22 protein-coding genes are annotated in these 24,787 nt (G+C 52.9%); 14 read left to right on the top strand and 8 right to left on the bottom strand.

Translation table 11 applies throughout. The features are described 5' to 3' along the window. Positions 1–25 precede the first annotated feature (25 nt). Positions 26–2,905: a TonB-dependent receptor gene (locus ATY27_RS02375; RefSeq protein WP_208932563.1), complete on the bottom strand. Its 2,880-nt coding sequence runs from the start codon at positions 2,903–2,905 to the stop codon at positions 26–28. 237 nt (positions 2,906–3,142) lie between these two features. Then, complete coding sequence (locus ATY27_RS02380; RefSeq protein ID WP_208932564.1) at positions 3,143–3,289, bottom strand: hypothetical protein; 147 nt, start codon at positions 3,287–3,289, stop codon at positions 3,143–3,145. A gap of 155 nt (positions 3,290–3,444) precedes the next feature. On the opposite strand from ATY27_RS02380, the gene ATY27_RS02385 reads away from it, so the two are divergent. Next, positions 3,445–4,398, top strand: a complete 954-nt coding sequence (locus tag ATY27_RS02385; RefSeq protein ID WP_208932565.1) for a LysR family transcriptional regulator — start codon at positions 3,445–3,447, stop codon at positions 4,396–4,398. Positions 4,399–4,650: 252 nt separating this feature from the next. On the opposite strand, the gene ATY27_RS02390 is transcribed toward ATY27_RS02385, so the two are convergent. Then, entirely contained in the window at positions 4,651–5,235 is a 585-nt protein-coding gene (locus ATY27_RS02390; RefSeq protein WP_208932566.1) for a GNAT family N-acetyltransferase, read from the bottom strand. A gap of 77 nt (positions 5,236–5,312) precedes the next feature. Between ATY27_RS02390 and ATY27_RS02395 the strand changes: the two genes are divergently transcribed. The 4 genes from ATY27_RS02395 (at position 5,313) to ATY27_RS02410 (ending at position 8,843) form a co-directional block, all read left to right on the top strand. Beyond that, a complete protein-coding gene (locus ATY27_RS02395) occupies positions 5,313–6,653 on the top strand; it encodes an FAD-binding oxidoreductase (protein WP_208932567.1) in 1,341 nt (446 codons plus the stop codon). 94 nt (positions 6,654–6,747) lie between these two features. Beyond that, entirely contained in the window at positions 6,748–6,951 is a 204-nt protein-coding gene (locus tag ATY27_RS02400) for a hypothetical protein (protein ID WP_208932568.1), read from the top strand. A gap of 144 nt (positions 6,952–7,095) precedes the next feature. Further along, on the top strand, positions 7,096–7,926 hold the full coding sequence (locus ATY27_RS02405; RefSeq protein WP_208932569.1) for an ABC transporter permease subunit: 831 nt from the start codon (positions 7,096–7,098) through the stop codon (positions 7,924–7,926). Further along, positions 7,923–8,843, top strand: coding sequence for an ABC transporter ATP-binding protein (locus ATY27_RS02410; protein ID WP_208932570.1), 921 nt, complete (start codon positions 7,923–7,925; stop codon positions 8,841–8,843). The genes ATY27_RS02405 and ATY27_RS02410 overlap by 4 nt, the downstream gene beginning before the upstream one ends. Before the next feature lie 22 nt (positions 8,844–8,865). Here the strand turns inward: ATY27_RS02410 and fdxA are convergent, their stop codons facing one another. Beyond that, a complete protein-coding gene (gene fdxA / locus ATY27_RS02415; RefSeq protein WP_208932571.1) occupies positions 8,866–9,189 on the bottom strand; it encodes a ferredoxin FdxA in 324 nt (107 codons plus the stop codon). A 190-nt stretch (positions 9,190–9,379) separates the two neighbouring features. Between fdxA and ATY27_RS02420 the strand changes: the two genes are divergently transcribed. After that, complete coding sequence (locus ATY27_RS02420; protein WP_208932572.1) at positions 9,380–11,005, top strand: NAD(P)/FAD-dependent oxidoreductase; 1,626 nt, start codon at positions 9,380–9,382, stop codon at positions 11,003–11,005. Positions 11,006–11,070: 65 nt separating this feature from the next. Beyond that, a complete protein-coding gene (locus ATY27_RS02425; RefSeq protein WP_208932573.1) occupies positions 11,071–12,786 on the top strand; it encodes a hypothetical protein in 1,716 nt (571 codons plus the stop codon). 61 nt (positions 12,787–12,847) lie between these two features. On the opposite strand, the gene ATY27_RS02430 is transcribed toward ATY27_RS02425, so the two are convergent. After that, positions 12,848–13,300: an Lrp/AsnC family transcriptional regulator gene (locus ATY27_RS02430; RefSeq protein WP_208932574.1), complete on the bottom strand. Its 453-nt coding sequence runs from the start codon at positions 13,298–13,300 to the stop codon at positions 12,848–12,850. A gap of 118 nt (positions 13,301–13,418) precedes the next feature. Between ATY27_RS02430 and yjeH the strand changes: the two genes are divergently transcribed. The 3 genes from yjeH to ATY27_RS02445 all read left to right on the top strand — a co-directional run bounded on the left by yjeH (position 13,419) and on the right by ATY27_RS02445 (position 17,474). Next, complete coding sequence (gene yjeH / locus ATY27_RS02435; protein ID WP_208932575.1) at positions 13,419–14,666, top strand: L-methionine/branched-chain amino acid transporter; 1,248 nt, start codon at positions 13,419–13,421, stop codon at positions 14,664–14,666. Between the two features lie 130 nt (positions 14,667–14,796). Continuing rightward, positions 14,797–15,354, top strand: a complete 558-nt coding sequence (locus ATY27_RS02440; RefSeq protein ID WP_208932576.1) for a porin family protein — start codon at positions 14,797–14,799, stop codon at positions 15,352–15,354. 200 nt (positions 15,355–15,554) lie between these two features. Further along, positions 15,555–17,474, top strand: a complete 1,920-nt coding sequence (locus ATY27_RS02445) for a S9 family peptidase (RefSeq protein WP_208932577.1) — start codon at positions 15,555–15,557, stop codon at positions 17,472–17,474. Between the two features lie 78 nt (positions 17,475–17,552). On the opposite strand, the gene ATY27_RS02450 is transcribed toward ATY27_RS02445, so the two are convergent. Further along, positions 17,553–18,179, bottom strand: a complete 627-nt coding sequence (locus ATY27_RS02450) for a LysE family transporter (RefSeq protein WP_208932578.1) — start codon at positions 18,177–18,179, stop codon at positions 17,553–17,555. A gap of 158 nt (positions 18,180–18,337) precedes the next feature. On the opposite strand from ATY27_RS02450, the gene ATY27_RS02455 reads away from it, so the two are divergent. Both ATY27_RS02455 and ATY27_RS02460 read left to right on the top strand, forming a co-directional pair. Beyond that, positions 18,338–18,853, top strand: a complete 516-nt coding sequence (locus tag ATY27_RS02455; protein WP_208932579.1) for a DUF1993 domain-containing protein — start codon at positions 18,338–18,340, stop codon at positions 18,851–18,853. Between the two features lie 115 nt (positions 18,854–18,968). Beyond that, positions 18,969–20,204: an MFS transporter gene (locus ATY27_RS02460; RefSeq protein ID WP_208932580.1), complete on the top strand. Its 1,236-nt coding sequence runs from the start codon at positions 18,969–18,971 to the stop codon at positions 20,202–20,204. Positions 20,205–20,230: 26 nt separating this feature from the next. Here ATY27_RS02460 and ATY27_RS02465 read toward each other — a convergent pair whose 3' ends face one another. After that, on the bottom strand, positions 20,231–20,461 hold the full coding sequence (locus tag ATY27_RS02465) for a hypothetical protein (RefSeq protein WP_208932581.1): 231 nt from the start codon (positions 20,459–20,461) through the stop codon (positions 20,231–20,233). A 164-nt stretch (positions 20,462–20,625) separates the two neighbouring features. Between ATY27_RS02465 and ATY27_RS02470 the strand changes: the two genes are divergently transcribed. Beyond that, positions 20,626–22,053, top strand: coding sequence for a diguanylate cyclase (locus tag ATY27_RS02470; protein WP_208932582.1), 1,428 nt, complete (start codon positions 20,626–20,628; stop codon positions 22,051–22,053). A 185-nt stretch (positions 22,054–22,238) separates the two neighbouring features. Then, entirely contained in the window at positions 22,239–23,864 is a 1,626-nt protein-coding gene (locus ATY27_RS02475) for a HAMP domain-containing methyl-accepting chemotaxis protein (protein WP_208932583.1), read from the top strand. A 35-nt stretch (positions 23,865–23,899) separates the two neighbouring features. Here ATY27_RS02475 and ATY27_RS02480 read toward each other — a convergent pair whose 3' ends face one another. After that, positions 23,900–24,559, bottom strand: coding sequence for a transporter substrate-binding domain-containing protein (locus ATY27_RS02480; RefSeq protein ID WP_208932584.1), 660 nt, complete (start codon positions 24,557–24,559; stop codon positions 23,900–23,902). Positions 24,560–24,787 lie beyond the last annotated feature (228 nt).

Raw genomic sequence — 24,787 nt, forward strand, 5'->3', positions numbered from 1 at the left:
GCCTTAATGGTTCTTTTAACCGGAATTACATTTTGTAAGACACTGTGGTGTAGAAGAACTGGCCGATATTGTCGTAGCTGGCGCCTTCAGTCGTTGTGCCAGTTAACACACCTGGCAGGTTGCGATCAAACAGGTTGTCGACACCAACAGACCAAGTCAGACCGTTTTCAAACTGGTAACCCAGGCTGATATCGGTGATGAAGTAGCTGCCGTAGCCCATGATGTCAACGCGATCCGGGTTAATTTCCAGTTCCTGATCGGTGTAACGGCTGACAGCGCTTAAGTGGCGTGTTTTCCATGAGGCCGTCCATGCATCGCGGGTATAAGCGACAGAGAAGTTCTCCTGCCATACCGCTTCGCCTTCTGTACCGGCATTCTCTTCATACACAGACGGATTGTCCTGGAATGAGAAGGTTTTGCGTGAATCCAGGTAAGTACCTAACAGTTTGGTTTTGATCCGACCGCCAACAGCGTCAAAATCATAGCCAATCTCAAAGTCCACACCTTCAGCGGTTTGCGCCGCCACGTTTTGCGTGATAGACGTGATCAGTTTCAGCTCTTTGCTGGTTGGATCCCGTTTGACCAGGGCACAGAACTGGTTGTTGATACCATTCGGGTTATCGACACATTTATCCAGAATATTCTGGGCTGATACTGATGAAATCGCATCGTCGATATCAATAGACCAGTAGTCGACAGTGAATGTCAGGTTTTCAATCAGTTCAGGCTGGTACACAGCGCCGACGGTGTAAGATTTAGACTCTTCCGGTTTCAGTGCCGGGTTGCCGCCTTGCAGACCTTCAATGGTTGAAGCTGTTGCAGTTGGGTCAAATGTTGCAGGAATACCCAGCAGCTGACAGTTTTTCACCCGCAGCGCGCTTTGGTTGTACTCTTTGCCACATGGGTCGTAGACGCTGAAATAAGTCTGGTTTTGTGGGCCATAAAGTTCACTGATGTTCGGTGCACGCAGCGCAACTGAATAGGTTGAACGAACACGGATTTCGTCGTTCAGGGTCCAGTCCAGACCAGTTTTCCAGCTGGTGGCATTGCCGGTCGAACTGTAGTCTGCCACACGAATTGCTGCATCCATGGTCAGGTCCTGTACTAAGAACAGATCCGACACGATAGGGGCAGTGATCTCGGCAAAGGCTTCTTTGACGTTAAATTTACCGTGTTCTTCCTGCAGAGCGTTTAAGAATGTTGCACCTGTGGCTGCAAAAGCGTCTGGCGTAGAGTCACTTTGTTCACGGCGGTATTCAGTACCGGCAGCAAAACCCACCATACCGGCTGGTAATTCGAACAATGCACTGTTGGCGACACTGGCGTTGACAACATGTTGTTTGATGGTGCTGGTAGACAGCGAATTGGTATTAAACCAGGCGCTGGCGGCTGGGTTTACTGCGCCATAACCAAACACGCTGGTTGGTACACAACCGGCTGCCTGAGCTGCAGCATCACGGCAGACGATTTTGCCGTTGCCGTCTTTCACCGCATCAAATGACTGGGCGAAGTTTTTCCGGATCAGGTTGTTAAAGTTTTCCTGTTCCAGTTTGGTCTGGCCATAGACTGCATAAGTTTCATAACTCCAGTCGTCGTTCAGGTTGCCATCTAATGCAACCACAGCCCGGTTCGTGGTGCGGGTATTTTCTTCGATGCGGCGGCCGGCGTCTTTGTTAAAACGGTGCAGGTAAACGGCATCCAGACCGTTTTTCGCCATCAATGCAGCCAGCGACGGGTGGATATAAGCGTTGTCGGCTTTAATTTCCAGTGCGGTATCGTATTCAAAAAACGACGGTTGACCGGCAGTATCACCACCACTGACCACATGTTTGGCTTCAGCACTTAAGGTGTGGTTATCGTTCAGCTCGAAATTGGTTTTTGCATTCAGGTTATAACGGCTGAAGTCTGGTTGTAAGTCCTGGTATTCTTTCAGGTTTAACAGGTCACAGTTGCTGCAGCGGCCCCATTCACCATAAGTGGTACCGACGTTTTGCAGTTGCACTGAGCCATCTTTGTTAAAGGTGTACCAGTTGGTGCCATTGGCTTCGTCCAGGTAGAAGTTGCCTTTGATTGAAGAGTCATACCAGCCGGTGTTTGGCAAAGTGATCCGATCCGGAATACCGTCATGAATAGTGGCACCCGTCACCGGGTCTTTTTTGTCTTTGTTGGCAGGATTGCGCACATCCATATATGGCGTGCGGGTTAACGAACGCTCAGTTGCATTGATCGCGCGCTGACCTGACACTTCTGCGGCAAATGCAGCATTACCACGGCCACCGGCATAATCGCTGCCGTAAGAGAAGTTAAATTTGTGGTTGTTGTACGGATTGTCATTGGCTTTGCCGGCGGTTGCGCTGACTTCCAGGCCTTCGATGTTTTTCTTCAATTTGAAGTTGACCACACCGGTGACCGCATCGGCACCGTATACGGCAGAAGCGCCGCCGGTGATGATCTCTACCGATTCAACCCATGAGGTCGGAATAGTGTTGGTATCCACAGATGCCTCGCCGGAACTGGAAGATACGTGACGTTTACCGTCGACTAATACCAGGGTCCGTGCTGCGCCCATGCCACGTAAGTCCAGCAGGTTTAAACCAGCAGTACCGATATTGTTACCTGAGTTGGCCATTGAATAGGTTGAAGCCAGTGCTGGTAACTCATTCAGTACCTCGCCGATGTTCATCGCACCGGTTTCCATCAGTTCAGCACCAGAAATAGATGTCACCGGAGATGGCGCAATGGCACCTTCGCGCATGATACGGGAGCCGGTGACCTGAACACGTTCAACAGGTTCAGCGGCGTTGGTTTGCTGTGCGATGGCAGCAGTGCTTAAAAATGCTGCAGAAGTGGCGGCGGCGGTCAGACTCAGTCTGATGGCCTGGGTAAGTATTGGACGACGGAACATGTGTACCTCTGAATGCCTGCCGTGCCCGATCCTGTGCAGGATCAGTTGCCGGCGAATGCTGCTTTGATAAAATTGCCCTGATTCGGGGCGGCGGATTCTATATAAAAAATGGGCAAAGGCCAGACCGAATGCGGTCAATGCCATATATCCCTGCGTTAATTGCACAAAAAACACACGCTAAGTGCGTTTTTTGGCAATTTAGCAATTATTGTATTAACAAGTGATTTATTAAACCTGTCATTTGTAACATTTTGTCTCGTCGCAGGAGGCGGCATGTTCGTCTGGTTGCGTCACCTCGGCTGGCGCCTGCTTGCTGCTGGTGAGCTGATAGCCGTCCATTTCCAGTAATCCTTTGGCGATTGCATATAAAATCTGCAGAAACATCACTTTTCCTCCACTGAACAAATTCTGCGCAATGATACGCATCGCAAGTGACGCTGATTAGCGGGTCATTTCAGGACAGATTGTTTCCAACAAGAAACAATCAGGCTATTTTTCTTTTGATACACTAGCCGAAATGATCTGCTTTGGAGGTTTTGATGTCATTACTGCAACGCTTAAGTGATATGGCGATTTTCGCCCGGGTGGCCGAAACCGGCAGTTTTACCCAAGCGGCCGTAGCGCTGCAAATGTCCAAAGGCGCGGTCAGTAAAGCTATCAGCCGGCTGGAGCAGCATTTATCGGTGCGACTGCTGCAGCGCACCACCCGGCAAATCCGCTTAACTGCGGAAGGCCAGGCGTTTTTTGCTTATTGCCAGCAAGTGGTGCGGCAGGCCGATCAGGCCGAGCACCATCTGGATGAAATGCGTGACGAACCGGCCGGCACCATCCGCATCAGTGTGGCGGTGACTTATGGCAGCAAAATCATCGCGCCTTTGTTGCCAGAATTGCTGCAGCGTTATCCGAAATTAAGAGTGGAACTGGATTTAACCGACCGGCTGGTTGATTTGGTCGGCGAAGAAGTGGATGTCGCGATCCGCTTCGGCCGGCTGGTCAGTTCCAGTCTGATCGCAAGACCGCTGACCAAACTACCGATAGTGTTGGTCGGTGCGCCGTCCTATCTGGCGCAGGCCGGTATTCCGCAGCATCCGCGTGACTTAGTCCAACATAGTTGCCTCAGTACCGACAACAGTCCGCAAGAGCGTTACTGGCGTTTTACCGATCAAGGTCAGCCGCTGGAAGTGTTGACGCAGGGCCCGCTGCACGCTAACAGCAATCGCGCACTGAAACCAGCCGTGCTGGCCGGCGTGGGGCTGATGTACGTCACGCGGTATCAGGTCGCGAATGAAATTGACGCTGGCCGGTTGGTGCCCATTCTGACCGAATACATGCCAGAGCCGCTCCCTGTACATTTGGTCTATCCGCATCGGGTGCATATGAAAGCCGGCGTGAAAGTTGTGCTGCAGTATTTGCAATGCCGGCTCAGCCCGCAAACCCATGGCCAGACCACCACTCAAGCAGTGGTAGAACGGGTGGTCGACCTCGTCAGTTAAGCAGAAAAACCTTTTGTAAGCGCTTGCATAGCACCAAGCGCTCTGTCATATTAAAACCTCATGTAACCGCTTACATTTGCTGTGTTGCGTCCCGGCACCAGCAGTTCGACAGGCATAAGCGGGTTCCACGTGAAACGGTGTGATGTGTTGTCTGTATCGCAGATACCGACTTTGGCCAATTCAGTTTCCGGCTCCCCCGCAGTTTCCTCTGCCTGCCGTTTGTCATCCCGGCAAACAGAGGAAACTGTTTTTTCAGCGCAGTCGCAATATCATTTCTGCCGCATCACAATGGCAATCAAAGCCACAGCGCACACATTCATAACCATTCAGGCTGTCTGCACGCCACTTGTCCGGGTGGATCTTGACCAGCTCGCCACCATGTTTACTGAAATACCGCACTGCGGCATTACCGGGGCTTTGCACCCACAAATGCGCCACGCCGGCCAACGCACCCTGAGCGACAAAAGCCTGTATCGATAACTGTAACAACGCGCCACCGATACCGCTGCCCTGTAGATCTGGCCGCACCGTATTGCATTTGAAATAGCCCACTTGTGCTACAGGGATCCCCCACAGCGCTGGACTACACCATTGATCTGGCTGCCATTGACCCGGTGCAAAGGCGAGCCGGAAGCCAGCTAAGCCCTGACTGTCCAGCGCCACCACGCCGGCGTTGTGGTGTTTTTTCAGGCCTTGCTGATGATAAGTAGCGATGAGTTCATCGTTGAGATAACCATCGCCATGCACCTGGTTACCTAAAGCAATGACCGCAGCAAAATGTGCCGGTGACAGCGGTTGATATTCGATGGTGGCGTTGCAGCGCTGAGCCTGTGACATAACAGATCCGAATGGCTTGGAAATTGCGTTTTATCTTGCCATGATGCAGCAGGAATTGCAGTAATCAGGGTTTTCTTATGTACGATCCGCTTCACGACCTGTCACCCGGCCAGGGTCAGCCTTACCCAGACAGCTATTGGGCTGCTCATTCCGGACCAGCGCCGGCCGACGATGGCGCGCTGACGCAGGATTGCACTGTTGATGTCGCGATTATCGGCGCCGGGTATACCGGTTTATCCGCGGCTTACCATCTGGCGACGGAACACGGCGTCAAAGCGTTGGTATTGGAAGCGAATCAGACCGCCTGGGGCTGTAGCGGACGCAACGCTGGTTTTGTGCTGAAATCCAGTGGTCGCAAACCCTATGCCCAGATGCAGAAGCAATGGGGTGAAGCGGTGATGCGGGGGGTTTATCAGGAATTTAATGCCGGTTTGGACCGGGTGCGCCAGCTGATTAGTCTCGGCATTGATTGCGACCAGCAGGAACCCGGTTATTTGCGGATGGCGCATAAACCGTCAATGGTGCCGACATTGCAGGCGCAGGCCCGTTTGCTGCAACAAACCTTTGGCGCGGAAGTGGAACTGTTAAGCCGCAGTGAAGTGCATCAACAGTATGTCGCTGACCAGCAAAGTTTTGGCGCGTTACGTTTTGCCGATGCGTTTGGTGTGAATCCACTGAAATTGGCCTGGGGTTATCAGCAACTGGCCCGCAACGCCGGTTCGATGATCCATACTGCCAGCCCGGTACAGCAATGGCAGACGGACGGTCGCACGCAAGTTTTGCATACACCACAAGCGGTAGTGCGGGCGCGCAAGGTGATCCTGGCGACCAATGGTTATACACCGAAACAACTGCATCCGGGCGTGCAATCCCGCACTTTGCCGGTGTTGTCGCAAATTATTGTGACAGAACCACTCAGCGCGACCCAGCTGGCGGCGTGTAATCTATTGACCAGTCAGGTGGTGATGGACACCCGGGCGCTGAAATACTATTACCGTAAATTGCCTGACAACCGGATTTTGTTTGGCGGGCGTGGGGCTATTACCGGCCGGGATGCGGAAAATCCGTTTTATGCTGAACGTCTGCTCGAGGTATTAAAGCTGAGTTTCCCGGCATTGCACAACCTGCGCTATGACTACCAGTGGTCTGGTTGGATTTGCATGTCGTTAGATGATATTCCCCATATATATCAGGCTGATGCGCATGCTGATGTCGTGTACAGCATGGGGTATTGTGGCAGCGGCTTGTCATTTTCAGTGCAGGCAGGGAAACGGCTGGCGGACAAAGTGATGGGACTGGCACAACCGGATTTACCGTTATTTCAGTCAGCATTGCCGAAATTTCCATTGGCACCGCTGCGCCGGGTGGGTCAGTGGGGGTATTTTCACTATGGAAAGTTAAAAGACCAATGGTGGTGATTATTTCACCAGAGTAAATTTGGTAAATATATTGTTGCAAATGTTGAAGGCCAACGCTATGGTGAGATCTCTTTATGGATTAAGGGGTGTCACAATGGAATTGTTGGCCATGGACTGGTCAGGTTTTGTCCTCACGTTTTGCTTCATCTACGGCGTGTATGCGCCTTGTCTGCTGACAATGCTTGATGTGCAACATGAACTACGGCAGCGCCTATTGGCATTATTGCCCTGCTTGTTGTTGTCATGGCTTGGTTATTGGCTGAGTCAGCGCCAGTTGAAATATGGTGATTTATTGTGATCTGGTGTGAAAATGACTAATTTTTAGTTATTTTTTGTCACACGGTGCTGCGCTTGAAAGATAAACTTATTTGATTTCATTTAGTTAGCACTTGGTACTATCCTTGCCAGACAGAACAATCTGAACTGTAAAAAGGAAGTCCTTATGTCCGGCCCCTTGCCTCTGTTGTTCCGCCAGACCTGGTTGTACAGCCGTTTTGAACTACATCGTTTGTTTATGACCCCACGCGGCTGGTTTGCGCTGGCCGCTTTCACCACGATCTGGTATTTCCTGCTGCGTTATCCAATCTATCAGGCCAGCGTGCAGCTGCAGGAGCCAGAGATCCAACAAATGCTCAGTGGCATGCTGGGTATGGTGGGCATGTACAATCTGCTGAACTGGTCGTTGCCGGAATTGTCGGTGTATTGGGCCATGACGGTATTTTTTATGCCGTTAGCCGTGATGTTTTCTGCTGCCGATCAGACCTGTACCGATCGCTCCCGTGGCACTTTGCGTTTTCTGACTTTACGTTCCAGCCGGGACAGTATCTTTTTCGGCCGCTTTATCGGTCAGTTGCTGGTGCAGGCGCTGCTGATCGGTCTGAGCCTGCTGGCGACCTTAGTGCTGGCGGTATGGCGTGTCGGTGAATTGCCGGCGGCGGCATTGAATGCGGCGTTGGTGATCTGGCTGAATTTGTTGATTGTGTTAATGCCTTTTACTGCACTGATGGCGCTGTGCTCAGCGTTAGTGCGTTCCAGCCGGCTGGCCATTAGCCTGGCGATTGTCAGTATCGGCGCGGTCGCCGGTCTGTTGGGGTATCTGGTCTGGCACTTCCCGGATCTGCGTGGGGTGCTGGAGTATCTGCCTGGTGCGCAATTGCCAATGTTATTAGGTGCTCAGGGCTGGGATACGCTGAAACACAGCGGGTTACCTTTGATGCAGACGGTGGTGTTGTTGATTGCCGGTCGTTTCGTGATGCAGGAGAAAGCATTATGAGTTATCTGATTGAAGCACGGAATTTAAGTAAGTCTTTTGGTCAGAAAGCAGTATTGCAGGACCTGACTTTCAGTCTGCCGGCCGGTGAACCTATAGCGCTGATCGGCCCGAATGGCGCTGGTAAAACCACCTTGTTCAGCTTGCTCTGTGGTTATCTGCCCGCCAGCAGCGGCGAGTTAAAAGTATTAGGTCACAAACCCGGCAGCAGCGCCTTGTTTGGTCGTGTCAGTGCCTTGCCACAAGACGCGATGCTGGACCCGAATTTTTCTTTACTGACTCAGCTGAGCTTTTTTGGTCAGCTGCAAGGCATGAGCAAGTCAACGGCGCTGGCAGAAAGCCGGCGTGTGCTGAGTCTGGTTGACCTCGCGGCCAATGCGGAACAAAAAGCCACAGCGCTCAGTCACGGTATGCGCAAACGTGTCGCGATCGCACAGGCGCTGATGGGCAGTCCTGAGCTGGTGATGCTGGATGAGCCAACGGCCGGCCTGGATCCGGTCAATGCTCTGCAAGTGCGTCAGTTGATTGCAAATTTGTCGAATGAAGCCAGTTTTATTATCAGTTCACACAATATTTTTGAACTGGAACGGCTATGCGGCACAGTGTTGTATCTGGAACATGGCAAACTGGTGCAGCAGAGTCAGGTGCACAGCGCGGCGACCCAGGGTTATCTGACGCTGACCTTAGAAGCCGGTGCCCAAAGTGATGTGTTGCCGATCCTCAGGCAGCTTCCCGGTGTGATCAGTGTCAGTGATAGCCAGAAGCACGAGTATGTGTTGCAGTTTGATGCCGAGCTGGCGCCCGACTTTGACCTGACTCTGTTGATGGCGCTGCGCCAACACGGCTGGCGTTACCGCATGCTGACCAAAGGCCAGACGCTGGAACAACAATTGTTTGCTGTGACAGCTAAACAGGCCTGAAGTCGCCGGAGCAACGATCTGGTCAGGTTTGCAGATATTTCAGTTTGTCTGGCACGCCGTTCCAGGCGTCGGCATCGGCCGGCGCCGGTTCAACTTCGGTGATATTGGGCCAGATCTCACTGAGTTCGGCATTCAGTTGCAGAAAGGCCTCCTGGCCAGGCGGTAACGCATCTTGCTGATAAATCGCCTGCGCTGGACACTCGGGTTCGCATAAAGCGCAATCAATACAAGCGGTTGGGCTAATCACCAGGAAGTTGGGGCCGGCAAAAAACGCATCGGCCGGGCACACGGCCACGCAGTCGGTGTATTTGCATTTGATGCAATTATCAGTCACTACAAAAGCCATGACAGCGTTTCCTGAAGTTAATACCGGTTGGATCCGGCGAATTGTAATGCAGCGCAATGAAATTACAAGGGCTGCAGGACTGGCAGAAAACCGGACAAAAGTGCCGGTTTCACGTAAAATAACGGTTTTATTTCTGCTTTGTGAGCGAAAACGCGCTGCGATTTCGCCATGACACCAACAGGAAGGTCCAATGATCCGTATTAACGAATTAAAGTTGCCACTCAATCACAGCGAAGCCGATTTATCTGCCGCTATTTGCGCCCGTCTTAAACTGCAGCCTGAACAACTCCTACAGTTCAGCGTATTTAAACGTGGCGTCGATGCGCGGAAAAAAACTGATATTCAACTCACTTACTCGCTGGATGTCGATACCGATCACAACGCACGTGTCTTGGCAGCATTTAGCAAAGATGAGCAGATCCGTCCGGCGCCGGATACCAGCTATAAGTTTGTCGCGAAAGCGCCTGCACAGCTGTCGGAGCGTCCGATAGTTATTGGTCTTGGGCCTTGTGGCTTGTTCGCCGGTTTATTGCTGGCAGAGATGGGCTTTAATCCCATCATTCTGGAACGCGGCAAAGAGGTGCGCGAACGCACCAAAGATACGTTTGGCTTCTGGCGGAAAAAACCGCTGAATACGGAATCCAACGTGCAGTTTGGTGAAGGCGGTGCCGGCACGTTCTCCGATGGCAAACTTTACAGCCAGGTCAAAGATCCGAAACATTACGGCCGTAAAGTGATGAGTGAATTTGTCAAAGCCGGCGCGCCGGAAGAAATTATGTATGTCAGCAAACCGCATATCGGCACCTTTAAGCTGGTGACGATGGTGGAAAAAATGCGCGCGCGTATCATTGAGCTCGGTGGCGAGATCCGCTTCAGCACCCGCGTGGATGACATTCTGCGGGACGGCGAACAACTGACTGGCGTGCGTCTGAGCGACGGCAGCGAGCTACATAGCCGTTATGTGGTGTTGGCGGTCGGGCATAGCGCGCGCGACACCTTTGAAATGCTCTATCAGCGCGGTGTTTATATCGAAGCCAAGCCGTTTTCGGTGGGATTTCGCATTGAACATCGCCAGTCGATGATCGATGAATGTCGTTTTGGAGCCAGCGCTGGCCACCCATTGTTGGGCGCGGCTGACTATAAACTGGTGCACCACGGCAGCAATAACCGCACAGTGTATAGCTTCTGTATGTGTCCGGGCGGCACTGTGGTGGCGGCGGCGTCAGAAGAAGGCCGGGTGGTCACTAATGGCATGAGCCAATATTCACGCAATGAACGCAATGCCAACAGCGCAATTGTGGTGGGGATAGATCCGGAACGTGATTATCCGGGCCATCCGTTAGCCGGCATCGAACTGCAGCGTAAACTGGAAGCACAGGCCTTTGTGCTTGGCGGCAGCAATTATGATGCGCCGGCGCAGCGGGTGGGCGATTTCCTTGCGGGAGTGCCGTCGACTGAACTCGGCGATGTATTACCCAGTTATACACCAGGCGTCAAACTGACTGACCTGTCGAACGTGTTGCCTGATTTTGTTATTGCCGCTATTCGCGAAGCGATCCCGGCATTTGATAAACAAATCAAGGGGTTTGCCCGGGACGAAGGTCTGCTGACCGGCGTGGAAACCCGCACTTCATCACCAATTTGTATCAAACGCGGCCCAGACTATCAGAGCCTGAATACCAGAGGGTTATTTCCAGCCGGTGAAGGTGCAGGTTATGCTGGCGGTATTCTGTCTGCGGGTATTGATGGGATTAAAGTGGCCGAAGCGGTTGCATTGGCCATGCTGGGACAACCGGTGCCGACGGGCCGCCGGTAACAATTAATACAAAAGATTTGATGCGTGACCGGCGCAACTACCGGCGATTAACGAAGGAGTAAGGAATGCGGAAAAGTTTGATCGCTGCAGCCGTGATTGCAGCAGGGGTTTTTGCCTGGTACAAATTTGGCGCGCCGCAAAGCGCAGCGCAGCTGGGTGCACTGGAATATGTACCGGCGGATACCGCGGTATTTTCCGCGCAGCTGGAGCCGGTTGATCTGCCGAGTTACCTGAGCAGCATCGGCATGGGGCCGCAATATTACAGCGCTGCGGCGTTGGCGCAGCTGGATGCGCAGCTGCAGGCCGCCCAAAGCAGCAGCGAAAAATTTGTGCTGGCGCTGGGCCAGCAGTATTTGTCAGCACTGGCAACGCCAGCGGACATCAGTGCGAAGACCGGCATCAAATCTCAGATGCGCAGCCTGCTGTATCTGGTGGGGTTGGCGCCTGTGCTGAAAGTGGAGCTGGGCGATGAAAAAGCTTTCTGGGCCATGTTTGATGCGATAGAACAACAAAGTGGTCTGAGCCATAGCCCGCAGCAACTCAGTGAACAAAAGTACCGGCAGTACAAACTCAGCCATGAAGAGCTGGCGCTGGATTTATTGGTCAGTGTCAAAGATGGTTGGGCGACGTTAACCCTGACCTCTGACAAACTCGATCCGGCGCACCTGGCCATCGCGCTGGGAACGCAGAAACCGGAACAGAGCCTGCACAGCACGAAGTACTTACAACAAGTCACTAAAAAATATGAGTTAGAGCAGGGCTCTGTTGGTTATGTCAGCAGTCTTGAGCTGAGTAAAGTGTTGACCAGTAAAGACGGCAACCGGTTGGCGAAAGATGTTGAAGCCATTATGGGCACTGAGCTTGGTGTCGCATTGGCGCCATGGCGCGAAGCCAATTGCCAGACTGACGTCGCTGCGATTGCCACCAGTTGGCCAGGTTTATTTGCCTCGAACCGTTTTAACATCGCTGCGACAGCAACCACAGTACACAGCAAACTACTGATCCCAACCGAAAACGCGCAAACGATCGCCGCACTGGAACAGTTGCAGGGTTTTGTTCCGGCCGGTTTGGGTGAAATCAACGGACAGACTGCGTTATTGGAAATGGCGCTTGGCCTCGACGTTGGTCAGCTTTCCTCCGCTGTTGGCAAGTTATGGGACAGCCTGACCACGACGCAGTATCAATGTGCGCCACTCGTGGAATGGCAACAGGCACTGAAACAAAACAACCCAATGCCAATGCTGATGATGGCGGGTATGGCCGCCGGCGTGCAGGGTTTTTCGCTGAAAGTGAATCAGCTGGAAATTGATGCGGTACAACAAGTACCAAAAACGGCTGATGCACTATTTGTATTAAGCGCCAACAACATCAAACAGCTGTTTGCCAGCCTGAAGGCTCTGCAACCGGAATTAGCGACACTGGAACTGCCGGCTGCCGGCGAAAGTCTGCCACTGGCTGACAAAATCCCGCAACTGGCGATGTTAGGCGTCAAACCGAGCCTGATGGCTTCCGAACATCATCTGGTGATTTACAGTGGTGACAAAGCGCTGCAGCAAGCCAAAGAATTGACCACACAGCCGCTGAATAAATCGGGTCTGTTGGCGTTTGGTATGGATTATCAGCAGTTCTTCAGCGTGTTAAAAGGCACGCTGGAAAGCACTGGCGAGCCGGTCCCGGCTGAACTGGCGCAGCTGATGCAAACCAATATGCAAGTCGGTATGCAGGTGAAAATGGCACCGCAAGGTATTCTGCTGCAGTCAACGATGCAAATGGCTAAGTAAGTCAAACTTGATGAAAAAGGTCCGTAAGCGGACCTTTTTTGTCGGTGCACCGCGCTGCGGTTTATGCCGGAACCACAGCCATTTCATCAGTTTGCGGGGTAAACCACTGGCTCATCACCATGTGGGTTCTGATCCGGATAATATCCGGATGTGCATCAATCTGCTCACGGATCTGATGCAGGCGTTCCATGCTGTCGGCTTCGACAAACAGCATCAAATCCACTTCCCCGCTGATACCGTGGCAGGACTTCAGTTCAGAAAAACTGCGTAAAAATGGGATCAACTCCTGACAACGGGCGGCTTTGTGCTGCAATTCAAAATAGGCCCGGACTCTGGCCTCTGTGGCTGCACGTAATACGACCTGATAACCCAGGATCACTTTTTGCTGCTCTAGTTTTCGGATCCGTTCAGTCACTGCACTGCGGGACAGATGCACGGCCGCAGCGATGTCGGAGACGCTTTGCCGGGCGTTTTGCCGCAGTTGCTGCAGGATCTGCTGATCAAATTTATCCACTTGGGGCTACTCCGGTGAAATTGCCGGTGGCTCCGTCATTTTGCCGGTAAGACCTGACAAACTGGCGGCGCTGGCTGCGTTACAATGCATTTTTCTGCTATTTGAACGGAAGCATCCGATGAAAGCAACAGGTGGTATTGGCCGTTATCAGGGCGCAGCGTTGCTCGCGACGACCCTGTTGGGTACCGGTGTCTTTATTTTACCGCAAGTGTCGTTGCAACAAGCTGGTGGTGCGGCAATAGGCATCTGGTTAGTGCTGACCTTATTAGCGGTCCCTATCACGGTTATTTTTGGCGCGCTGGCTGGCGCCATTCCGAATGCGGCAGGCCCTGCTCATTTTGTTGGCGAAGCCTTTGGTGCAGTGGCCGGTCGGGTGATGGGTCTGCTGTTTTTGCTGGTGGTGCCGGTCGGTGGCTCGGCGGCGTTGTTGATGACCTGGTCGTTTATCGAGCCCTGGTTTGGGGCGCAATATCAGTTGACCGGCCAGTTGCTGTTTCTTGGCGTGTTGTTTGCGCTGAACCGGGTGGGCTTTCAACTGTCTGCCCGCCTGCAGCTTGGTTTAACCCTGGCTATTGTCGCTGTCGTGTTGCTACTGCTCGCAGCGTTTTTCTGGCAAGGCGCGCCGCTCACAGCGCCCGTGCTGGAATTGCCGGCCTGGAGTGGTATCAGTGCGGCACTGGCTCTGGGGTTCTGGAGTTTTCTTGGGGTTGAAGCGATGACCCATCTGGCGCAGGATTTTCGCGATCCGGCGCGGGATATGGTGCCGGCATTGCTGATTGGGTTGTTGCTGGTCGGCATGATTTATCTTGGTTGCAGCGCCTTGTTGTGGGCTTTAGCGGGGCCCGGTGAATCGCTGACGATGGCGCAGGCCTTTGACCGGCTTTGCGGCGGCTTTGGCCAATGGGTTATTGGCATCCTTGGTCTGTGCAGTGGCCTGGCAACAGTCAATGTCTACACCGCCAGTGTGGCGCGGCTGACCTGGAGTTTCAGCCAGCAAGGTGTGTTGCCGGGCTGGTTTCAGCCACTGAACCGGCATCAGGTGCCGGAACGGGCGTTGTATCTGATCATCGGCCTGATGGCTGCCGTGATCCTCGGGTCTTCGCCATTTCCACAACAACTGGAAGCACTGATTGGCTGGGTCAACGGTGTGTTTGCGGTGATTTATCTGGCGTCTATGCTGGCTGCTCTGAAGTTACTGCCAAGCCGCTATCGTGCGATAGCCATCGTCAGTGCATTGTTATGTCTGGGTTTGATGCTGACGCTGGGGACTTTGTTATGGTATGCCGTAGCAATTATGCTGCTGACCACGCCATTGCTGTGGTGGCAGCAACGCCGGCAACAGCCCGTTGTTTGTACAGAGAAATAAAAAACAAAAAATATACAATTAAATACAGTAATTTACCTTGTTCATTTTCTGTTTATCTTTGCCGGGTTATTATCCGCTCGGGTCGCATTGTTGCGGCCACCACATTAAACAGATCATGAAGGGAATTTCCATGTTCAAACAACTTACTATCGCCTCATTGCTCATTGCTGCAGGTGCACAAGCGGCTGACACTGGTGCTTATGCTGGTCTGGCGTTTCACCGCCCAACTATCGAATTAGATGCCGGTCCGGTAGAGCTCAACTGGAATCAGACAACATTCAGTGCGTTAGGCGGATACCAGTTCCACCCATATCTGGCGGTTGAAGGCCGGATTGCTGTGGGTGCCAACGACGACAAAGTCGGTGAGCAAGGCAATAGCCTGACAGTCGGTATTGATCGCAGTTATGCATTGTTTGCCAAAGCCAGCTTTCCATTAGCTGAAGGCGTCGATGTTTACGGTTTGGCGGGTTATGACTACACCAAATTTAATGCTGATGCTGTTGTAGATGGCAAACCAGAAAATGCCGACACCAGTGAAAATGGCTTTGCTTATGGTGTCGGCGCGCAATACGCGGTTAATGATAAATTCACTCTGGCCCTGGAATATCTGGTGCGTCCGGACCTGGAAGATGAAGAACTCAAAGCCAATCATCGTGGTTTTGGTCTGACCGCAACCTTTAAATTCTGATGCCGCCAGTTCATCTGCTGAAATAACCGCCTTCGGGCGGTTTTTTTATGTTCCGCGCCGAACATTCCGCTTGGTGCCATCCAGTGTTAAATATTTGTTTTAACGATTGTGCCTGCTGCTTTTTTGCTCTAGTTTGGCTCAGACGGTCGTTGTCGTGACAGCCGCTTTGTTCCTGCCAGACTACATATAAAGGGAATGCTATGAAAACAATGAGTTACCCACTGTTGGCCCTGACGGCCGGCTTATTGCTGGCGTGCGGCAAAGCGCCGGAGGCGCCGGCCAGCACAGCAACACCTGCTGCGGCCACGACGCCTGCCAAATTAAGCCAATACACACCTGAGCAGTTTTATGCCACCAAATCTTATCTGGGCAACGATATCAACGTCAGCGGCGATGCCATGTTGGTGGCCTCGGACGAAACCGGCGTATTTAACCTGTACAAAGTCAGCATGGACGGCAAAAACTGGCAAGCGCTGACCCAATCCACTACCGACGCCATCATGCCGGTTAGCTGGTTCCCGCAGGACGACCGCGTGTTGTATAGCGCCGATCAGGGCGGCAACGAGCTGGATCATCTGTACGTGCGTGAATTAGATGGTTCAGTGAAAGACCTGACGCCGGGTGACAAACTCAAAGCAATGTTTGTCGACTGGGCGGCCGATGGCAGTTTTTATGTGCTGACCAACGAACGCGACGCTAAGTTTTTTGACCTGTATAAATACGATGGCAAAAGTTATCAGCGCAGCCTGGTTTATCAGAATGACGCTGGCTATGACGTCGCCGGCATCAGCCCTGATGGCCGTTATCTTGCGGCAATCAAGTCGCGCACCAATGCTGATAACAACGTGCATTTAATTGATTTGTCGGTAGAGAAACCAACTGAAACCCTGGTCACCCCGCATCAGGGCAATATCACCCATCAGGTGTACAGTTTCAGCCGCGACAGTAAAACGCTGATTTTTGGCACCGATGAGCAATCAGAATTCAGTCAGGCCATGGCATTTGATATTGCATCGGGCAAAGCCACGCTGTTTAGCAAAGCCGACTGGGACATCATGTATATTGGCTTTAGCAAAGACAATAAATTCCGCGTCGAAGGCGTCAATGCTGATGCGGCGACCAAAGTGACCATCGTTGATCAGCAAAGTGGTCAGCCGCTGACGTTGCCAGCATTACCGGCTGGTGACTTACGCAGTGTTGAATTTTCTGATGACGGCAAGACGCTAAGTTTTTACTTAAATGCTGACAACAGCCCGTCCAATCTGTATGTCTGGGCGATCGGCAGCCCGAAAGCTGAGCGGTTAACTCAGGCGCTCGACAAAGCGATTGATGAGTCTGTGTTGGTAGTCAGTGAAGTGGTGCGTTTCCCGAGCTTTGATGGTCTGCTAATTCCGGCGCTGCTGTACAAACCTAAGCAGGCCACAAATACTGCACAGGTGCCGGCCTTGCTGTGGATCCACGGTGGTCCTGGTGGTCAGTCGCGTACCGGTTATAGTGCTTCCATTCAGCATCTGGTGAATCAGGGTTATGCGGTGCTGGCGGTGAACAACCGCGGCAGCAGCGGTTACGGTAAAACCTTTTTCCACCTTGATGATTTAAAACATGGTGAGCATGATCTGCAGGACATCGTGTTTGGCAAAAAATACCTGCAATCGCTGGATTGGATTGCAGACGACCGCATCGGCGTGATGGGTGGCAGTTATGGTGGCTATCTGACGATGGCAGCGATGGCGTTCACTGACGAGTTTAAGGTCGGTATCAACATCTTTGGTGTGACCAACTGGGTCCGCACGTTGGAAAGTATTCCGCCGTGGTGGGAATCGTTCCGCGAATCTTTGTATGCCGAGCTTGGTGATCCAACCAAAGACGGCGAACGCCTGCGCCGCATCTCGCCGGTGTTTCATGGGGATAAAGTGAAAAAACCGGTGCTGGTGGTGCAAGGTGCCAATGACCCGCGTGTGTTGCAGGTTGAAAGCGACGAAATGGTTGCCGCGATCAAGAAAAACGGCGTGCCGGTCGAATATGTATTGTTCCCGGATGAAGGCCACGGTTTTGTCAAAAAAGCCAACCGCATCAGTGCGCAGCAAGCCTATCTGAAGTTTTTACAGACTTATCTGTAACAGCGTTCTCTCTGCAATAAAGAACAGCGCCAAAGGCGCTGTTCTTTTATGAAAACCGCAGAAGTGACACGGATGCCTTTACGGCAGGCTGGTCACCAGTTTTAAGCCCAGCAGGCCCATCACAGTGCCGGCGGTGCGGTCAATGCCGGTTTTAAATTTCAGATAAGTCTGCCGCGGTGCTTCTGCCGACAATAAATACGCCACCAGAATATACCAGCCGCCATCGATGATCAGCGCCAACAGCGGCAGTACCGCGTAAAACCAAAGCGGGATAGTGGCCGGCAACAATGCGGAAAATACACTGGCAAATACAATCGCGGTTTTTGGATTGCTCAGCTGCGTCAGCAAACCGCCTAAAAAGGCACGGCGCAGGCTGATCATCGCGACCGGACTCTCAGTCTGCACTTGTAAAGGTGCTTTGGCGCCACGGAAAATCAGATAGCCGAGATACAGCAGATACAATCCGCCCGCCACTTTTAATGCCCAGAACGCCATCGGCACCGCAGTGAGCACGGCATGCACGCCTAACAAGGCTAAAACGGCAAAAGTACCGGCGCCCAGACCCATACCACAAGCGGTGGCCAGACCATGCCGGCGCGACAGCGCAATCGCATTGCGGGCGACCACAATAAAACTCGGGCCGGGGCTGACAGCGCCGACCGCTAAAGCGCTGGCGATCGCCAGGGCTGACCAGATTGCATCCATTGGTGTCCTCAAACAGATAAGCCGAAACAGCAGAAACAACAAATTACCCTGCACTGTGGCGCGCTGCAAGCGACGAATCACGTTGGCAGCTGCTTGAAATTACCCGACTGCGCGCCCATCTCTATTGCAAAGGCAACAGCCCCTAACCGGAGAGAGACATGATTTACCAACTGACAGTGCCGCAATTCAGCAAAATGCTGGACAACCTCAGCGCCATTTTGCAAAAAGCGGCGGCTTATGCCGACGATAAAAAATTTGATGTGACAGTACTGCTGAACAGCCGGTTGGCGCCGGACCAGTTTGCGCTGATCCGTCAGGTACAAATTACCTGCGATACCGCCAAACTCGGCGTTGCGCGTTTAACCGGTACTGTCGATCAGGCACCAAAACATGCCGATGACGAGACTACACTGGAGCAATTGCAGCAGCGTATCCGTGATACGCAGGCATATCTGGCGACGTTCAGCGCAGCTGATTTTGCCAATGCGGCGACACAAGTGATCACCCAGCCACGCTGGGAAGGCAAAACGCTGAGCGGCGAAGAGTTCCTGCTGCAGCATGTGATCCCGAACTTCTATTTTCACCTGACTACGACTTACGCCATTTTGCGTCACAACGGCGTTGAGGTCGGGAAAAAAGACTATCTGGGCCCAATGCCTTACCGCGCGGCCTGATTAGACTTAACCCCAGATTGAACCCGGCGCGGCCTGTTTTGGTCGCACCGGGTCGTTCCGCGCTTGCGCCTGACATAAGCGCGTTTTAGCATAACAACCCCACTCCGGAGTTGTTATGTCCTCATCTGTTGTTTCTGTCCGCTACACCCATCCGCAGGCCGTCTTGTGGGTCGTTTGCCTGATCGCGTTGATTGCAGTCGCAGGTATCGCTTTACCCTATCCAATTTTGGCGCCGCTGTTCGCAGCGACAGCACTCAATGACTTTAATCACTGGCTCGGCATCGCCCCGGAAATTCTGTTAGGCATTGCGCTTGCTGCTAATCCGCTGGGCATGTTGTTTGGCAGCGCGACTTTGGGGGCGTTATCTGATCATTATGGCCGGCGGCGGGTATTGGCATTGTCGCTGACACTGGCAGTCGCAGGGTATTTAGGCTCGGCCTGGGCGCTGTCAGCAGAGTGGTATCCGGGCTTTGTATTGTTTCGTTTTCTGACCGGTTTATGTGAAGGCTCGGTCAGTATCTGCCGGGCTATCGCTGCTGATTTACATCCGCAAATTGAGCGCACCGTCGCCATTAGCTGGATGAACAGTGCTTTATATGCGGCCTGGCTGGTGGGGCCTTTGGTGGGCGGGCTGACCATGCATCTCGGCGCGTTTGTGCCGTTTTTGATCGCGGCAGCGGCGATGGTACCTTGTTTATGCATGCTGTATTTCTTATTGCCACCAGACTTACCGCTGCAGCAGCATCAACCGTTCTGGCAGCAACTGCGTCAACATAATTCACTGCGCTTAGTCCGTCTGCCGTTGTTGCGGCTGGTGGTTGCCGCGCAGTTATTGTACACCATCGGGTTAAATGCGTTTTATGAATATTATCCACTGTGGTTAGTCGAGCAGCAGCAATTCAGCGGGCTGCAGATTGGCTTGATCACCGCAGTGTTGTGCGCGGTGATGACCACCGTCAGCGCCGTTGGCATGGCCAGGCTGGGATCTCGTTTACCGGCGCTGCATGGTGCCAAAATCGCTGCGGTCTGTGTGGCGCTGATGTTGTTCCTGTTACCTTTTACCAGTGGCAAGCTGGCCTGGGTTTGGTTAGTGCTTTGCGGTGTACCCAATGCGATGTTCAGCGCCTGGTTTCAGGTGTATTGCACCGAACATTTTGGCGAGTTAGGGCTTGGCCGGGTGATGGGCTTACTGACATTATTGATGTGTACCGGCAATGTGATTATTGCGCTGGCTGGCGGTGTCATTGCATTGTTTGGTGCCAGCTGGATCCTCTGGACGGGGGCTATGTTTATTGCGCTGGCTGCTTTGATGCTGGTACGGGAGCAGCGGCGGTCTGCCGCTACCGCCTGACGTCTGAGAGGATTGGGATGCCGGCATTATTTGTTGTGGTCGGATTCGCGTTTCATCAGCAAGATCGTCAGATAGATTTTGGTCGGCAGCGACAGAATCAGCCCCAGCGCACAGCATAAACCAATCAGGATAATGCCCTGCACGCCCATGGTTTCATGCAGTTTTAACCCTGACCACAAATAATGTCCCAACACCAATAAACTGATGCCGCACAACATCACAATCTTCAGCAACCGCAGGGTTTGACGCTCAGTCATCGCAAATCTCCCATCAGACATGTCTAATGTAGATCCTTTCAGCTAAGGTTGAATTGATATGTATCAGCAAATCAGTCTGCTCGGAGCTGTAGCCCGGCCCCACGTCAGAGTTTAGTGCTGCGTAGCCTGATTTCCTGCCTCCTGCATGCATTACGGGGTCCGTTATGAACCGCTGGTTCTGCTGGTTGCTATTGTTAGGTGCGGCGTGTCTGCAAGCCCAGCCTCTGGTACTGACTGACGCGCAGCGAGACTATCTGCAGATGAAACAAACACTGCGTTATTGCATCGATCCGAGCTGGCCACCGTTTGAAAGTGTCGGCCCGGACGGTCAGCATCGAGGTATGTCGGCAGATTACGTCAGCTTTTTCCGCAGCCAGTTGCCGATCCCACTCGAATTACTACCCACGACCAGCTGGCCTGATTCAGTGGCCGCCGCTGAACAACGGCGTTGTGACCTGTTGCTATTGGCAATGCCGACGCCCAGCCGGCGTCAGTTTATGAACTTCACCAAGCCTTATCTGCTGATCCCCAGCGTCATTGTGACGCGGACTGATCACCCCCGGGTCAAAAGCGTGGCAGAACTGGGCAATGCGCAATATGGCATCCGCCGTGGTTTTGGCTTTGCCGAACTGTATCGCCAGTTACATCCAACGCTAAAGCTGGTCGAGGTGCAAAGTTATGAAGAAGGGCTACTGATGGTACAAAGCGGCCAGCTGACGGGCATGTTTGGCAATATGGGTAGTCTTGGTTATCTGTTGCAGCAATACAAAATCACCAATCTGAAAATTGCCGGCCGGCTGCCCGGTGACAGTGAACTCAGTATTGCCAGCCGCAATGACGAGCCATTGCTTAATGAAATCAGTCAGTTATTAATCGACCAGATAGATCCGGCGTTGCAGCAGCAAATCGATAATCATTGGCTGTCGGTGCGCATGGAGACCTCCGAAGATTACCGGCTGGTGTTGAGTGTTACTGCTGCCGCTTTGCTGGTGCTGTCGGCGCTGGTCTGGGCCTATCTGCAGGTGCGGCGACTGAATCGCCAGCTGCTGCAGGCCAATGCCCGGCTGGCCCATCAGAGCCTGCACGATGGTTTAACCGGCTTATATAACCGTACCTTTATGGATGAAAAATTACCGGCTTGTCTGTCGTTGTGCCAGCGTGAGCAGATGCCACTGACGCTGGCGGTGTTAGATTTAGACCATTTTAAACAAATCAACGATCTGCATGGCCACCTGTTTGGCGATCAGTGCCTGCGTCAGTTTGCGGCTTTGCTACAGCAACATTTTCAACGGCCGGCAGACATGCTGGTGCGGTTTGGTGGCGAGGAATTTGTATTGGTCAGTGTGGGTGTTGATGCGGCCACGATGGCACAAATGCTCCAGCAGTTTGTTACTGCACTGGCCGCTGTGCCGGTGGCCCTGGCCCAACAACAAAGCCATTTAACCGTCAGTATTGGCTGGCTTTGTCAGGTGCCGGCGCGTGGACAGACCGCCGCGCAGTGGCTGGCACAGGCGGATAAAGCCTTATACCGGGCCAAGGCCAATGGCCGGAATTGTGCGGTACAAACCGAGTGGGCTGGCGCTGAACACTGACAAGGCTGCGAATACCGCAACAGGTTTAATGGCGCCGGAAGTCGCAGACACGCAATTAAATCCGTGTGCATTTTTTTCAAATTCTAATCTCTGCCCTACACTGAGTTTGTACCGCACATATTGCATTTGTGGCTTTGACGGTGCGGCTGCAACACAGGTTTCAGGCTTTATCATGGGGAATCATTATGGAAATTCGTGCGACAGGTATCCGGAACCGGCTGCTGACCGGGTTTTTATTGCTGGGGTTGATGGTGCTGGTGCAGGGGTTGATGTCACTGCGCACTATGGCAGAGCTGCGGGACGTGACTGTTGAATTAGAAACAAATACCATCCCGAGTCTGGAGACTCTGGCTGAACTGAATTTAACCGCCAGCCGGTTACGGATCTATACCCTGCGCTTGTTAATCGCCAATACAGCAGACGACAAAGCACAAACCAAAGCGCAAATTATCAAGTTGCGGGACACCATCACCACGCAAAAAGCTGATTATGAAAAACTGATCTCGATTCTCGGCGAGCGGGAAGAGTTCGAGGCTTTCAGTGCGGCCGTCACCGGCTATATCAGCAATCAGGAACAGGTGATTGCCTTAGCCGAGAACGGCAAACAGGACGAAGCCATTATTTTGCAAAATACCGTCATGGGCGAAATTGCCGACAAAATCACTGCATCCTTATTAAAGCTGAGCAGCTTGAACCAAAACCACTCGAAAGAAATCTCTGCCGAATCAGCGTCTGGTTTTAGCAGTAGTCAGCTGACGACCTGGAGTTTGATCGCCGTATCCATCGGTGCCGCGGTATTTATTGCGGTGGTGTTGACCAGCAGTATCACCACGCCATTACAAGGTGCGGTCCAGCTGGCCGGAAAAATCGCTGACAGCGACCTGACTTCGCGCATCGACAGCAGTGGCAGCGACGAACCCGCGCAGCTGATGCAGGCCTTAGCGCGGATGCAGCAGAATTTACGCGATACGCTGGCGCATATTTCCAACTCATCCAATCAGCTGGCCTCGGCAGCGGAAGAACTGAATTCAGTGACCGAAGACAATTCCCGTGGCTTACAGCAACAAAATGATGAGATCCAACAAGCCGCGACGGCGATCACCGAAATGAGTTCCGCCGTCGACGAAGTGGCGGAAACCGCGTTACGCGCCTCAGAAAGTTCAACTGAATCGGCCCGTAATACCGAGTTTGGTAAAACCCAGGTGCAACAGACGGTCAATGCCATTATTCATATGAACGAAGATGTGGCGCAAAGCGCGCAAGTAGTACAGGAACTGGCCTTGCAGGCACAGGATATCGGCAAAGTGCTGGATGTGATCCGGGCTATTGCTGAGCAAACCAACCTGCTGGCGCTGAACGCAGCCATTGAAGCGGCGCGGGCCGGCGATGCCGGTCGCGGTTTTGCCGTGGTCGCTGATGAAGTGCGGGCACTGGCGGCCCGTACTCAGTTATCAACCCGCGAAATTGAAGAGATGATCAAAAAAATCCGCGCCGGCACCAGCACCGCCGTGCAGGCGATGCAACAAAGTGGCGAAAAAGCCAGTCAGGCGCTGTCCGTCGCTGAATCGGCCGGCAAAGCATTGGAAACGATTAATAGTCAAATCAGCAGCATCAGCGACAATAATCTGGTGATCGCCAGTGCGGCCGAAGAGCAAGCCAAAGTCGCGCGAGAAATTGACCGCAATATCGTTAACATCAGCGATTTGGCGGCACAGACCGCGGCAGGTGCCAATCAGACCAGCGCTTCGGCGCATGAGTTATCCCGGTTGGCGGTAGAGTTGAATTCGCTGGTGAATCGCTTTAAGACCTGAGAACTCTCGCGGGTTATTTGCCATATGTTAGCAGGTCAGAACGGCGGCTTACTGATCAGCTGACAGTCTGGCAACGCCTGGTGGCGAATTGTCCGCCAGGCTTGTTGTAGTTGCTGCAGCAGCTTGGGATCGGTCGCCGGATGTGCGGCCAGAAACAGATATTTTTCCAACGCATGCGCGGTAAAGACCCGGCGCAAATTTGCGCCGTGGTCCGGCAGTTGGGCAACATACAAATCGGATATCAGCATCAGGTCGATGCGGCCCAGTTCGAGCATTTGTTGCAGCTGATGATTATGGCCTACCACCACCAGATTACGGCTTTCGCGAAAACCCTGCTCACGCAGGTAACGGTAGTTGGCCTGGCCGTTTTCGACGCCAACCACATATTTCAATGCGGACTGAATATCAGCTGCCTGAACATCGGTGCGGTTGGCGCCGGTATAAAAGGAAACCCGCATCGGGCATAACGGCGCAATCCAGGCAAACTTGCCCTCGCGCTCTTCAGTACGCAGCAATGAAAAAATCAGGGTGTCCGGCTGGCTGCTGGCTGTTTTATAGGCGCGCGCCCACGGCATTACGTCGATGTTGTACGACAGCTGCGCCGCATTCATGATTTGCCGCACGATATCCACCGACCAGCCATGCAGCGCCGCATCGGCGTTTTGTTGCTGATAGGGTGGGAATATTTCTGTCACCAACTGGACCGGCGCCGCCTGTAACCATGTACAGCAAAACACACTCAGCCAGATGCCATATCGCCATTGCATAAGAGAAATCTGTTTAACCTGTGCATTGGCCTAGCATAGGTGGCGATTCGCGCTGGCGCCAGCAGGTTGTGTCATCGTCCGCGCAGGTGGATTTCTATTCGGGATACTGGTGTGATTTTTGTAAACAGATGGCCACCAACTCGGGCCAACAGTGGT

It is taken from the genome of Rheinheimera sp. F8 (genome assembly GCF_001518915.1).

Excerpts from the sequence above, each read along its gene's own strand:
- ATY27_RS02385 (WP_208932565.1), top strand. The coding sequence starts at position 3,445 with ATGTCATTACTGCAACGCTTAAGTGATATGGCGATTTTCGCCCGGGTG.
- ATY27_RS02460 (WP_208932580.1), top strand. The coding sequence starts at position 18,969 with ATGTCCTCATCTGTTGTTTCTGTCCGCTACACCCATCCGCAGGCCGTC.
- ATY27_RS02380 (WP_208932564.1), bottom strand. The coding sequence starts at position 3,289 with ATGTTTCTGCAGATTTTATATGCAATCGCCAAAGGATTACTGGAAATG.
- ATY27_RS02440 (WP_208932576.1), top strand. The coding sequence starts at position 14,797 with ATGTTCAAACAACTTACTATCGCCTCATTGCTCATTGCTGCAGGTGCA.
- ATY27_RS02465 (WP_208932581.1), bottom strand. The coding sequence starts at position 20,461 with ATGACTGAGCGTCAAACCCTGCGGTTGCTGAAGATTGTGATGTTGTGC.
- ATY27_RS02450 (WP_208932578.1), bottom strand. The coding sequence starts at position 18,179 with ATGGATGCAATCTGGTCAGCCCTGGCGATCGCCAGCGCTTTAGCGGTC.
- ATY27_RS02375 (WP_208932563.1), bottom strand. The coding sequence starts at position 2,905 with ATGTTCCGTCGTCCAATACTTACCCAGGCCATCAGACTGAGTCTGACC.
- fdxA (WP_208932571.1), bottom strand. The coding sequence starts at position 9,189 with ATGGCTTTTGTAGTGACTGATAATTGCATCAAATGCAAATACACCGAC.
- ATY27_RS02445 (WP_208932577.1), top strand. The coding sequence starts at position 15,555 with ATGAAAACAATGAGTTACCCACTGTTGGCCCTGACGGCCGGCTTATTG.
- ATY27_RS02410 (WP_208932570.1), top strand. The coding sequence starts at position 7,923 with ATGAGTTATCTGATTGAAGCACGGAATTTAAGTAAGTCTTTTGGTCAG.
- ATY27_RS02400 (WP_208932568.1), top strand. The coding sequence starts at position 6,748 with ATGGAATTGTTGGCCATGGACTGGTCAGGTTTTGTCCTCACGTTTTGC.
- ATY27_RS02475 (WP_208932583.1), top strand. The coding sequence starts at position 22,239 with ATGGAAATTCGTGCGACAGGTATCCGGAACCGGCTGCTGACCGGGTTT.
- yjeH (WP_208932575.1), top strand. The coding sequence starts at position 13,419 with ATGAAAGCAACAGGTGGTATTGGCCGTTATCAGGGCGCAGCGTTGCTC.
- ATY27_RS02395 (WP_208932567.1), top strand. The coding sequence starts at position 5,313 with ATGTACGATCCGCTTCACGACCTGTCACCCGGCCAGGGTCAGCCTTAC.
- ATY27_RS02455 (WP_208932579.1), top strand. The coding sequence starts at position 18,338 with ATGATTTACCAACTGACAGTGCCGCAATTCAGCAAAATGCTGGACAAC.
- ATY27_RS02425 (WP_208932573.1), top strand. The coding sequence starts at position 11,071 with ATGCGGAAAAGTTTGATCGCTGCAGCCGTGATTGCAGCAGGGGTTTTT.
- ATY27_RS02470 (WP_208932582.1), top strand. The coding sequence starts at position 20,626 with ATGAACCGCTGGTTCTGCTGGTTGCTATTGTTAGGTGCGGCGTGTCTG.
- ATY27_RS02420 (WP_208932572.1), top strand. The coding sequence starts at position 9,380 with ATGATCCGTATTAACGAATTAAAGTTGCCACTCAATCACAGCGAAGCC.
- ATY27_RS02405 (WP_208932569.1), top strand. The coding sequence starts at position 7,096 with ATGTCCGGCCCCTTGCCTCTGTTGTTCCGCCAGACCTGGTTGTACAGC.
- ATY27_RS02390 (WP_208932566.1), bottom strand. The coding sequence starts at position 5,235 with ATGTCACAGGCTCAGCGCTGCAACGCCACCATCGAATATCAACCGCTG.